The 10,776-nt window shown below is 59.6% G+C and carries 11 protein-coding genes and 1 pseudogene; 3 read left to right on the top strand and 9 right to left on the bottom strand.

Features of this window, described 5'->3' with window-relative positions:
• Positions 1-57: 57 nt before the first annotated feature.
• The 3 genes from DAES_RS02385 to DAES_RS02375 form a co-directional block, all read right to left on the bottom strand.
• Positions 58-657, bottom strand: coding sequence for a tyrosine-type recombinase/integrase (locus DAES_RS02385; RefSeq protein WP_041271321.1), 600 nt, complete (start codon positions 655-657; stop codon positions 58-60).
• Between the two features lie 678 nt (positions 658-1,335).
• The gene (locus DAES_RS02380) at positions 1,336-1,926 is read right to left on the bottom strand and encodes a hypothetical protein (RefSeq protein WP_013513441.1); all 591 of its coding nucleotides are present in this window, start codon (positions 1,924-1,926) and stop codon (positions 1,336-1,338) included.
• A gap of 100 nt (positions 1,927-2,026) precedes the next feature.
• Positions 2,027-2,353 (bottom strand): helix-turn-helix domain-containing protein, encoded by a 327-nt coding sequence (locus DAES_RS02375; RefSeq protein ID WP_013513440.1) that lies wholly within the window; start codon positions 2,351-2,353, stop codon positions 2,027-2,029.
• Positions 2,354-2,494: 141 nt separating this feature from the next.
• Between DAES_RS02375 and DAES_RS02370 the strand changes: the two genes are divergently transcribed.
• Together DAES_RS02370 and DAES_RS02365 are read left to right on the top strand one after the other, a co-directional pair.
• Entirely contained in the window at positions 2,495-2,797 is a 303-nt protein-coding gene (locus DAES_RS02370; RefSeq protein WP_013513439.1) for a TM2 domain-containing protein, read from the top strand.
• 101 nt (positions 2,798-2,898) lie between these two features.
• Positions 2,899-3,738: a hypothetical protein gene (locus DAES_RS02365; protein WP_013513438.1), complete on the top strand. Its 840-nt coding sequence runs from the start codon at positions 2,899-2,901 to the stop codon at positions 3,736-3,738.
• 68 nt (positions 3,739-3,806) lie between these two features.
• Here DAES_RS02365 and DAES_RS02360 read toward each other — a convergent pair whose 3' ends face one another.
• Complete coding sequence (locus DAES_RS02360) at positions 3,807-5,288, bottom strand: DUF5906 domain-containing protein (protein ID WP_013513437.1); 1,482 nt, start codon at positions 5,286-5,288, stop codon at positions 3,807-3,809.
• Between the two features lie 138 nt (positions 5,289-5,426).
• Positions 5,427-6,502: pseudogene (locus DAES_RS02355) on the bottom strand (IS3 family transposase); the annotation flags it as partial.
• 792 nt (positions 6,503-7,294) lie between these two features.
• Here DAES_RS02355 and DAES_RS02345 point away from each other — a divergent pair.
• The gene (locus DAES_RS02345; protein ID WP_157864789.1) at positions 7,295-7,570 is read left to right on the top strand and encodes a hypothetical protein; all 276 of its coding nucleotides are present in this window, start codon (positions 7,295-7,297) and stop codon (positions 7,568-7,570) included.
• Here the strand turns inward: DAES_RS02345 and DAES_RS02340 are convergent.
• Genes DAES_RS02340 through DAES_RS02325 form a run of 4 tightly spaced genes read right to left on the bottom strand, consistent with a single transcriptional unit; the run spans position 7,567 to position 10,776 of the window.
• Positions 7,567-8,664, bottom strand: coding sequence for a bacteriophage T4 gp5 trimerisation domain-containing protein (locus tag DAES_RS02340; protein WP_013513434.1), 1,098 nt, complete (start codon positions 8,662-8,664; stop codon positions 7,567-7,569). The two genes, DAES_RS02345 and DAES_RS02340, sit on opposite strands and share 4 nt — an antisense overlap.
• Entirely contained in the window at positions 8,634-9,338 is a 705-nt protein-coding gene (locus DAES_RS02335; RefSeq protein ID WP_013513433.1) for a hypothetical protein, read from the bottom strand. Before DAES_RS02335 ends, DAES_RS02340 begins: the two co-directional genes overlap by 31 nt.
• Positions 9,335-9,874 (bottom strand): baseplate complex protein, encoded by a 540-nt coding sequence (locus DAES_RS02330; protein ID WP_013513432.1) that lies wholly within the window; start codon positions 9,872-9,874, stop codon positions 9,335-9,337. The genes DAES_RS02335 and DAES_RS02330 overlap by 4 nt, the downstream gene beginning before the upstream one ends.
• Positions 9,871-10,776, bottom strand: a complete 906-nt coding sequence (locus tag DAES_RS02325) for a hypothetical protein (RefSeq protein ID WP_013513431.1) — start codon at positions 10,774-10,776, stop codon at positions 9,871-9,873. The genes DAES_RS02330 and DAES_RS02325 overlap by 4 nt, the downstream gene beginning before the upstream one ends.

Here is a 10,776-nt window from a genome sequence, read left to right as displayed (position 1 = left end):
TCCCTCCATTTTCATTTGGCAGTATTCCGTATGGAAAAGTAAACGGCCCGTGTGGAATCAGATCGAATTTCTCAGGATGCCGACCACCTCGGTGTCGCTGATGCCGAGGTAGCGCATGGTCACGCTGGGCGAGGCGTGGTTGAAGCGTTTGCAGAGCACCTCGAACCCGACCCCGAAGTGGACGCGCTGGACGTAGCCGAAGGTCTTGCGCAGGCTGTGGGCTCCGTAGTTGCCGTCAAGGCCAGCCTCGCGGCACCACGACTTCACCATGCGATTGACCGACTGGATGGTCAGGGGCGCGTTCTCGCCCTTTTTGGATCGGAACAGGTATGCCCCGTCGTTGAGCGAGCCGGATGCCAGGTACCGGGTCAGCGCGTGGTGGACGGAGTCGTTGACGGCGAGGATGTTGGTCTTGCCCGTCTTGGACTCCTTGATGGTGATGATGTCGTCGACCCTCTTGCCGCGCAGGTCGCCCACCTTGAGCCTGAGCAGGTCGCCGCAACGGATGCCGTTGTTGGTCGCCATGACGAAGAGGAGCAGGTCGCGGGGCTTGTCGCCGAGCATCGTCTTGATGGCCGAGATGGCGTCAAGGGAGCGGATGGGCTCGACCATGGTGGAACTCCCCTTGGCGGGATGGTTTGGGTTCCTTTTGGTCATTTTCGGGCACATCTATGGATGTTAAGTATCTTGCTGTTTTTCATGGGTAATTTAACGTTCGAGAATCGACTTGATTTCTATGTCATTCAAATATATGAAATTATTGAATAAATTTTGGAAACGTTAAGTTTTTGGAAGAACTTAACATGTGAGGAAATCCAACGTGAACCAACGCAAACCAAAAAAGGTCAAACTTTTTTGAAAAGTCATTGATTTTGGTGTTTTACGGAAACATTGATCTGATAAATAATAGCAAGCGGAGGTGAAGCGGCGGGGCGATTCAGCGGAGGTGCCATTTCTTGATAGAAATGCACCTATGAGCATCGCTCATCGGATGGGTGGGCGAAGCCCACACATTCCGTTGGGCGGGCTCATGCGCGAAGCGCTCGATGGGTCATCCCATGACTCTGCGTCGATTCTAAGATTTCCAAAATCTCAGGCTGACAACACCCAAGGCGAACATCGTGATGAGGATGCTCAAGAGGACAAATCATGGCTGTGCCGATGTGGATTCAATCTGTGCCAAAATGAATCCTAGCTGAAAAATTTCAGGGCATTGCGAATTGGCAGATTGAATCAATCCGTTTCAAAGGCCGTTCACGCTAAAAGCAAGAAGGCGCTCGCAGGCCGCAACCCACGAACGCCCAAACCGTCACTCTCCCTTGCCGACCCTTGCGCCTACAGGAACCTCGACACGCTCTCCCTGAGCAGGGCGTCGGCCTTGATGCGTCCCTTCCAGTAGGCGGCCTTCATCCCCATGTCCTTCTTGAGCTGGCCGACGTTGATGGCCTGCCTGAGGAAGAGGACGATCTCGTTCCACGCCTTGCGCGACACCTTGTCGAACTGGCCGTTCAGGACCTTGGTGAAGTGCGACCTGCTGTAGCCCGACTTCTTCTGGTAGTGGGCCGCGCCCATCCGCTCGGACTTGAAAAAAGCAAAATGGAGGCGGACCCAGGCCAGGAAGTCGAGGTCGCTGGCGAGCTGCTCGACCGCCTCCTTGCGGGTCTTGGGCTTCAGCTTGATCGCCTTCGCGTTGTAGAGCGCGACGAGGTCAGCGAAGGCTTCCTTGGTGTCCACGCCCTTGACCTGGGCGTAGAGGTTGATGGCGTTGCCGGACCATGCGCAGGCATGGCACCGGGCCACGCCGTTGTCACGATACGGCGTGAAAGACTTCTTGCCGCAGAATGGGCAGGCAAGGTTGCCGCTGTGGTCGGCTGGGTCGAGCCCAAGCTCGATGAAAAGGTCCTTGAAGTCGATGGTTTCGGTCATCGTGTCCTCCCGTATTACATAGAGTAGAAGAGCGCGATCAGGGCTGGCGGACGATCCGCGTGCCTCTCGCGCTTCTATTTATGCGGGGCGGAACGATTGTTCAGGCGACGATGTCCGAGGCAAAGCCGTAGATGGCGCAGAGATCCTCATCAGACGCTGCCTCGATGATCGCGTGAAGCTTCTGGGTGATGTCCTTTCGGTCGATCTCGTACTCATGCGCGCCGTCGAGCAGCTCGTAGGTCTCCACGCCGAGAGCAGCGGCGATCTGGCCGAGGTTCTTGACCGAGATGTTGTTCGATCCCCTCTCCACCTCGCCGAGATACTTGTCGTTGAGCCCGGCCATCTCGGCCAGCCTGCTTTGCGACAGCTCCTTTTTCTTGCGAAGCTCTCGAATCCGTTTGCCGAGCTTGAGCAGGATGTCGTCCATGGGTTCCTCCGTGCCCCATGGATATATCCGGCCTCACATGATGTGGACCTGATATATATTTACTTTTCACAACAGGGTTGATATATCGGTGTTCGGCCTTGATATTTGCAACTTTCGAACACGAGACAAGGAGAATTCGTGATGACGCAAGGGACCACGGAGCAGGCAGCGGGCCAGGGGCAGACCATCAACGTTAACGTGAACTCGGGCGGCGGCAGCCGATACATGACCATGTCGTCCGAGAAGCGCAGGAAGACCGCGCTTCTCCTGTGCCTCGCGCTGGGACTTTTTGGAGGCCATCTGTTTTATGTCGGCAGGTACGGCAAGGGTCTGCTCTACGCCATGACCGGAGGCCTCTTTGTCATTGGCCCGATCATGGACACCATCGCCATCTCAAGCGGGAGCTTCAAGGACAACGCAGGAGCGCCGCTCAGGGAGTGGTAGCCGGTGATTTTTGACCAACGGATTGGGCCGGGAGCTACGCCCCCGGCCTTTCGCGCGTTCAGGGCGGGCACAGGGCGTCCGCCGAGACCATGGGAGACACTATGATCATGCGAAAACTCATGATGGCGTTGGCGCTGGTGCTGACGGCGATGTGTAGCGCGGCTGCCGCACAGGCGATGACGGGTGTGGTCGAGCAGTCCGAGGACAACGGCGAGGTTTACTATCGGCTCTACGATTCGGGCATGGGCTTTCTGGTCGGGTGCGGCGATGACTCCATGCTGAGCGCGGAGGTGCGGGACTATCTCTCGAAGAACGTGGGGAAGCAGGTGGTCGTGAATGGGACAGTCATAGATACCCCGGTTTGGGGTTTCTGCATTGACAGTCCCGAACTGCCTGGAGTTGAGCCCAAGCCTGATCAGGCCGACAACGCCGCAACGCCCACGCCGTCCAAGTTGGCCGAGCATGACTGGATCAAGCTGCCCAAAGGGCTGACCGCCGAGGAGATGGAGATCATCGAGACGTCGCTGACCGGCATCTTCTGGGACCCCGTGTACCAAGTGCCGATGAACAATTTCGTTGGCGTGTGCCGGTACTTCCAAGAGAGGGGTTTTACTGTTGACGCTTCCATCTTGTATGATGAGTTCGAGCAGCCCGATGCGGACGGCATCAAGGGACTTCACGAGATCCTCGTGACCGTGGCGAACGCTGCCGAGGGTATGGCGCTGAAACTGACGCTGGTCGTGGTCTACACATGTCCTCCTCTGAAGAACGAGTTGGCGAGGAGGTTCGGCGAGACTAGGGCCGATTCATTTCTCAAGCTTTTTGGTGCCAGCCTGCAGACCGACCAATACCCCCATGACAAGTGGTGGCCGATCACGCCCGAGGACTGGTTCGTCATCTTGAAATCGATCATCGAAAAGGGTTACGTCGAGGAGGGATAGCCTCCTGGCGTTGGAACCGAAAAAGGCCCCCGGAATCCGGGGGCCTTTCTGTTGGTTCTGTTTCGGGCCTAGTCTTCTAGGAGTTCGTCAAGGTCGCCGAACCCTCTGTGCTCGGGTTTGGCGGGGGTCTCGTCGAAGAACCCTTCTTCTTCGACCACCATGTCGCGCCAAACGATCTTCGCATTGACCTTGTCCTGGAAGACCTTCCTAGCTGCCTCGCGGCTAGGGAGGATGAAGCAGCGCTTCCCCCCGGCCTTGGCCAAGGTGAACCCGAACAGGCGCTTGAACTCCTGGGTCATCCTCGTCTGGGTGCCGATCTCTGCACGGCTGACGTAGACGCCAAGCTCCTTGGCCTCCTTCAGCCACCGCTTGTAGTGGTCGTAGATGTCAAACGTCGTCACCGGGGCGTCCCACTCGATCAGGTCGTCGTCCTCGTCCGCGTGAAGGAACTCGAAGGCCCATCTTTCAAATGCGGACAGGTTCTCCAGGATGTCCTCGGTCAGGACGTCCGTGCGAGGCGGGCTGAAGACAAGGTTGCGGTCGACCTCCCAGGTCATCAGGTAGTCCATGAACGCGGCCACCCCGCCGTTCTCGATCTGTTTCCAGAGCGCGTTGAAGTAGCCGACGTCCCTCATCTTGTCGCTCGACACGCGGATGGCGAAGAACCGACGCTCGTCCTTTGTTGCCGGGACGACGCGGGTCTCGTTGGAGACGAAAGCGATCCGATAGTATGTGTACGTATCGAAAGCGTCGACGCCTTTCGGCTCAGCCTGTAGGGGCTTGTCCGTGATCATCGCCTTTAGAGGTCCTTCAGCGCTTTTATCACCAGCCCAGAACGCCTCCTCAGCAACCAGGAGAAGCTTATAAAGCGTATGGCGGTTAAACTTGCCAACCAACTGCTCCTGGTGGGTCATTTTGCTGTACAGCGTTCCGAGGATTGGCAGCAGGATGCCATCAAAGACGGTGCTCTTTCCTGCTGCCTTGCCGCCCTTGACAACCAAGGCCACGTTCGGCTTCTCCCACGGGTACTGGAACATATGGGCAAACCAAGTGATCAGATACGTGAACTGCTCCTCGTTGCCGTTGCACCAGATGTCACGGAGGTGGGCGATGATCAGGGAGCAGTCACCCTTTTCTGGCGTGATCGCGTAACCTGGCCATAAGTTGTAGAACCGCTTGGCGTACTTGCTTTTAGAGCCGCGTGGATCAAAGACGGTGCTGTCCTTGATACTGCGGTGCTTCCAGCCGAGCCAGAACGAGGCCAAGGACTTGGGGCAGTATGCCGGGCCGTTCTTGGTGTAGTGGAGAACTCTAACCATCTCGCCTCGGTGTCGGAGGCCGAACGCCCGCTCCGAGAACGGATTGTGTACGATGTTGTCTTCGTGGTCAGTCGTCTTCTCCATGATACACATGTCGCCCTCGTGCCTGACAACGCAGTAACGGCGGTTCATCCCCATCAGTAGCGGGATGTCGTCAGTGTGGATCGTTGCCTCTTCGATGAGGGTTTTGACCAACTCCTTCTCGCTGTTGGTCATTTCGTTTTCAGTCATTCTGCATTCTGTTCCTTACAATCTTGTTGATGATGCGCGAGACGGTGTAAAGTCCCCTTTCATAGGGCCAGTTAACGGTAGAGACTCCCGACAGTTTTCGGGGGGGTTGCCCAGAGGGCAGGGGGTACCCCCTGCCCTCTGGGCAGCAAAATTTATCGGCGACATATTCCCCAGGGATTCATGAGGACGTCCCTCGTTGTACTCACGGATAAAGTCCTCCGTAATGGCCCGAACTTCGCTCAGGCTGTTGAACACGTACAAATCAAGCACTTCTTCTCTGTAGGTCCGGTTGAACCGCTCGATGTATGAGTTCTGGGTGGGCTTGCCAGGCTGAATGAACTCCAGATTCACGCCATGCGATTCTGCCCAGGCCGCCATGACAGTCCCCGAGAACTCCGGACCATTGTCCATTCGCAACCTTTCGGGATAGCAGCCACGCTCTTCGGCGACCCGATCCAGCACCCTTACCACTCTTCCTGCTGGCATATTGGTATCGATTTCCACGGCCAAGGCCTCACGGTTGTAATCATCTACAGCGTTGAAAGTCCTGAAGACGCGACCGCTGTAAAGGGTGTCCCGCATGAAATCGATCGACCAGCAATGGTTTGGCGCAAGCGGCTGGGCCACTGCCGTCCGAGAGGCTTGCGGAAGCCGCTTCTTGGCCTTGCGCTTCAGGTTCATTTTCAAGAGGCAGTAAACCCTCCAAACCTTCTTGTGGTTCCAGGGCTTGCCCTGCTGTCGAAGGACGTTGAAAAGTTTACTGAAGCCCCATGTAGGCTTTTTCTCGGCCAGTTCAGTCAAGGCTGCGATGACATCGCTATCGTCCCGCGGGTGCGGCTTGTAGGCGTAGTAGCTCCTACTGATGCCCATGGCCGCGCAGGCCTTGCGCGAGCTCAGCTCAAACGCGTTGACCATGTGCGTGACAACTTCCTTGCGTTGAACTGGCCTCAGAGTTTTTTTTCGATTACATCCTTGAGCGCCATGTTTTCCAGGCTGAGGTCGGCGAACATCTGCTTGAGCTTACGGTTCTCCGCTTCGAGATCCTTCATCCGTTGGATATCGGATGCCTCCATGCCGCCATACTTTGACTTCCACTTGTAGTACGTGGCGCTGCTCACGCCGTGCTCGCGGCAGACATCGACGACAGTCCGTCCGCCTTCCACTGCCTTCAGGATCTTGACGATCTGGTACTCACTGAACTTCGATTTACGCATACAAAACTCCTGTCCCATTTTGGGCCAGAAGTCTCTACTTGGCAATGGACCTAGTTTACGGGGACTTTACACCCGACCACGTTGGTCCATTTGCCAACGCGAGCCGCCCCCAAAAAAAAGATTACATCTTCAACAAGCCTTATGATATACACCCCCCACCACCCCAGGGCATCCCCCTGCACTCAGATGTATATCAGCCTGTATACCAGGGCATGAAAAAAGCACTTATGATTGTGTCATAAGTGCTTGATTTTATTTGGAGCCAGAACGGGGAATTGAACCCCGGACCTACTGATTACGAATTAGGCGCGGGATGGCTCCAGTAAAGGGCTGCCAGAGGGGAGGGACCCGATAGGGACCTCGGGCGATCCAGCGGAATCTGGTTTGTGCAAGCTGCCCATTGCTGCCTCAAGAAGCCTTTATCCGCGCGGCTCATGGCGGAACTCGTCGCGGGACAGCTTCGCTCCTGGGGGCCAATTTCGCTTGTCAGAGAAGTCGCGCGTTTTGAAAAAACTGGCGGAAGCCGCATGGCTCTAGTGACAAACTGATTGCGAGTCAGTTTGCTGGGGGTTCATGTATTTCGCATGGCCCTGCATTCCTTTGCCGGTCGTGCAGGATTGATCAATGTTTTAGAGCCTTACAGCCCCATACTTCGCGTGGCCGTTTTGCGCATTCACGATATTGCACAAAATTTTGACGAAAAAGCTCGAAGGCGGGAGCGGAGGAGTGATTTTTTGGGCTGCTTTTCTTTTTCTTCCGACCTAGGCATATGAGACATAACGAGGAGGTTTTATGGCGACAGAAGGAACAAGTCGTGGACAAGGAGAACGGCCATATCCACATTGGCCGACAGGGGTTCGCCCAATAACCATTGGGGAGATGGATAAGCTGGGAGTGGGGGGAAACGGTGCGCTCTATTTTGATGGAGAGCAGATCGCACTGAGCAAGAAAATAACCCTTACGTGGATGCAAGGGTTATTCGCGATTATGGCGGCTGTAGCGACAGCGGCAGTTGCTGTTGTCGAGGTTTTTACCTTCCTCGGATATGGACCTCATATCTGCCCCTAACCGCTGATCGTCCCCATGTTCCCCTTCAGGGTGCCGACTGCTGTTGAGTGGCCGTCGATTTCGCCGCCGTTGTCGGGGGGGACGCTGCCGTTGTGCTGGTGGATGGCGATGTCGTGCAGGGCGCAGCGGATCTCTTCCATGAAGCTGATGATGGTGGGCAGGAGGCTGATGCCGGAGCCGGGCTGGCCCAGGCGGATGGTGGAGGCTTCCAGGTTGATGTGGAGGGCCGCGATGGTCTTGTTGCCGTCCACGGTCTCGACGGACTCGCCGCCCACGTCCGAGGTGTGATCGCCGCCGGTCGATTCCGTCCGGTTGCCGCCCACGTCCTCTGTCCGGTTGCCGTGGGCAGTCTCCTCCATATCGCCCTTGACCAAGGATACCATGTGCCGGCCGGCCACCTCGTGCCGGTCCTGGCCCACGATGAGGGTCCGGTCCCGGCTGGTGGCGAAGTTGATGTTGTCCACGGCAACCAGGTTGGCGGAGCCGCCGGAGCGAAGGCGCAGGGCTCCCAGGGCCTCCAGCGTCTTGGTCCCGCCGACCACCTCCTTGCTGTGCTCGTGGATCCGGCGCAGCTCGCGCGAAAATTCGTCCAGGTTCTCGACAGCCCGGGCCGCCCGGTGCAGCGATTCGTCGCTGATGGCCTGGCCGGTCTTGCGGGTCCAGTTCCCGTGCTGGTCAACACCCTGGTACACGTCCGCGGACTGCTGCCACCGCTGCTGGCCCTGGGCGACCTCGGGTAGGCTCATGCCCTGCGGGTATATCTGCCGTACCAGGGGATGATCGGCCCGGCCATAGGCAAAGCCGATGACCACCAGCGCGCCGGGCTCGGGGAAGGCATAGAGCCCGGCCTCCTGGCCGCACCCGGCGGGCACAGGCAGGGGCACGGCCTCATAGACCGGGAATGCCTCGTCCCTCGCCCCGTCAGGGGTCAGGATCTCGAGATCCACGGCATACCGGGGGCGGAACCGCTCCGATGGCCCCCCGGCCGCAGGCGCGTCGCTCACGGCCAGGACGCGCGCGTATCGGTCGAGATGCAGCCCCCCGGAGAGCTCCGGGAAGATCTTCAGGATAACTTTCTCAATTGCTTTTCGCACGTCGTCACCATTTCGAGCCCTTTCATCTGCACGCTGGCTAGGTACTCGCCGTTGAGGTTGACCCCGGGCCGCAGCTGGGGCAGGACCGCGCACGCCTTGCTCCCCGTGGCGTTGACTTGGGAGAACCGCTCCTCGGGGATGTGCACCGGCCTGCTGGCCCAGCGCGAGTCGTCCCAGGAGCCCACATAGACCGAGCCGTCCCCCTGCTGCTGCCAGATGTAGCGCTCGATGCCGAAGACGGCCCCCAGGGAGTTGATGCCGTGATACCCGTTGCCGAGCGTGTAGAAGGCCGGGACACGCCGGGTCGCATAGGGCCGATCCGGCACGACGAACCGGAGCCCGGTCTGCTCGGCGTACCACTGCGCCACGTCCACCAGGGTCGGGTGGCGGATGGCCGCGGGCAGGTGCGTGTAGAGCACACAGGTCAGCTCGTTGCACATCAGCCGCTGCTGCTGCCCGTCCACCACGTGGCTCTCGCGGATCACGCCGATGAAAAACACCTGGTCCTTGTCCTGGGTGGAGTAGCCCACCTCGAGGCGCACATGCCCGGCCAGGGGCCGGGGGCTCTGCACCTGATACACGGCGCGGCCCGGCGAATAGAGCGACAGTAGGGTGTCGTCGCTGACAAGCTTCACGGGCTCGTCGTTGACATAGAACGTCTTGCGCAGCTTCATGCCAGCCAGCCGTCCACTTTTTTCAGCAGGCGCTCCAGCCCTGTTATTGCCTCCTCGACCGGCGCCGCCGTCTCGGCCGGGCGTTCCGGTTCCGTGGCCGTGCCGTCGCTCGTCTGGGCCACGGTTGCCGTCTTCTCCTCCCGCAGCTCGACCCGTTCCGGATTCGAGAGATATTCGCGCAGGGTGAAGGACACGGCCCAGGCCCGCAGCCCCTCCTGCTCCTGCCAGGTCACGCGCTCGGCAAAGCGCACCTGCCTGATGCCGGCGGCGTTGGCCGTGGCGTTGGCTATGGTGTAGATCCGGCGCGATCCATTGTCCTTGGCCTCGGCCACCCGGATCAGCCCGCGCAGGTCCGCCTCTCGGGAAAACAGGATGTTCAGGGCCACGGTCAGGGTCTTGCCCTTGGTGCCCTTGTCCACCTCGTCCGTGCTGCTGGTCTCGCCGGAGGCGTCCGAGGTACGGATGTCCATGTTGCCTGTGACGTTCAGGCTGTAGCCCGGCACGTTGTAGTCGCCCAGCCGCAGGATGCTGTTCATGCCCCGAATACCTCCCTGAAGATCGTCATTTGCTCCGGGCTGCCCACCCAGCAGGCCACCGCGGCCAGCTTGTAGCCCTCCACGGCCGGGATAGCGCTGCGCATCTGGCCGTGCAGGGTGTCGCGCGTGCCATCGATGCCAAGCCGGAGCCCGGCGCCGCCCTCGAGCGAGGCGCACGTCGCCGCCCATGCGTCCTCGATGCCGGCCAGGGAGGCGCGCTTCTTGTCGATGAGCTCGGCCAGCTCGGCTTCCGGGCCGATGTTCTCCTGGTCGTAGCCTTCGCCAGCCGCAACCAGGTTGCCCATGGCTGTGTCCAACTGCCTGATGGCTGGGTGGCGTCGGGCGTCCTGCTGGAGCCACCTCGGGGCGATGCCGCCGTTCGGCCGGGCCAGCTTGCTTTGCTCCAGCGCGGCCAGGTCGTCCGCCCTCCGTTGGGCCATGCGCAGCTCCGGTGCAGGGAACACCTCATTGAACGCGCCCAGCGCCCCGGCAAGCCCGGCGAAGTCCACGCCGCGGATGAGCACGGCCACGCAAGAGAGCGCCCCGGCAGGTAGGATGTCTACGGTGTCGGCCAGCTTGTCGGCCAGGCCGGAGGCTGCCTGTTGCGGGGTCATGTAGGCATAGTCCCCCCTGCGGTCGCCCTGGGGATGGATGAACGGGTGCAGGCAGAAGAACCGCCCGCCGCCCTGGAGCAGGTTGCCCATGCCCTGGCGGATGGCCGCGACCATCGCTGTTTCGCCAGCAACAGGATTCTGCGCGACAGCGGCCAATCCTGTGACCGAGGCCAGGCGTGCCTGGCTGCCGTCCAGTTCGACCGCCGCCCCGCCCAGGGCGGGGATGAGCGAGTCCGCCCACGACTGCGCCGTTGTGGGCGCGGAGAATGCGACAGGTGCCCAGTCCAT

The organism is Pseudodesulfovibrio aespoeensis Aspo-2 (assembly GCF_000176915.2).
Classification (GTDB): Bacteria; Desulfobacterota; Desulfovibrionia; order Desulfovibrionales; family Desulfovibrionaceae; genus Pseudodesulfovibrio; species Pseudodesulfovibrio aespoeensis.
This window is presented reverse-complemented; position numbering and strand designations above follow the sequence as displayed.

What these genes read in the sequence shown, in the direction of transcription:
- DAES_RS02385 (WP_041271321.1), bottom strand. Translation starts at nt 657, where the DNA reads ATGACCAAAAGGAACCCAAACCATCCCGCCAAGGGGAGTTCCACCATG.
- DAES_RS02380 (WP_013513441.1), bottom strand. Translation starts at nt 1,926, where the DNA reads ATGACCGAAACCATCGACTTCAAGGACCTTTTCATCGAGCTTGGGCTC.
- DAES_RS02370 (WP_013513439.1), top strand. Translation starts at nt 2,495, where the DNA reads ATGACGCAAGGGACCACGGAGCAGGCAGCGGGCCAGGGGCAGACCATC.
- DAES_RS02335 (WP_013513433.1), bottom strand. Translation starts at nt 9,338, where the DNA reads ATGAAGCTGCGCAAGACGTTCTATGTCAACGACGAGCCCGTGAAGCTT.
- DAES_RS02365 (WP_013513438.1), top strand. Translation starts at nt 2,899, where the DNA reads ATGATCATGCGAAAACTCATGATGGCGTTGGCGCTGGTGCTGACGGCG.
- DAES_RS02330 (WP_013513432.1), bottom strand. Translation starts at nt 9,874, where the DNA reads ATGAACAGCATCCTGCGGCTGGGCGACTACAACGTGCCGGGCTACAGC.
- DAES_RS02345 (WP_157864789.1), top strand. Translation starts at nt 7,295, where the DNA reads ATGGCGACAGAAGGAACAAGTCGTGGACAAGGAGAACGGCCATATCCA.
- DAES_RS02325 (WP_013513431.1), bottom strand. Translation starts at nt 10,776, where the DNA reads ATGGACTGGGCACCTGTCGCATTCTCCGCGCCCACAACGGCGCAGTCG.
- DAES_RS02360 (WP_013513437.1), bottom strand. Translation starts at nt 5,288, where the DNA reads ATGACTGAAAACGAAATGACCAACAGCGAGAAGGAGTTGGTCAAAACC.
- DAES_RS02375 (WP_013513440.1), bottom strand. Translation starts at nt 2,353, where the DNA reads ATGGACGACATCCTGCTCAAGCTCGGCAAACGGATTCGAGAGCTTCGC.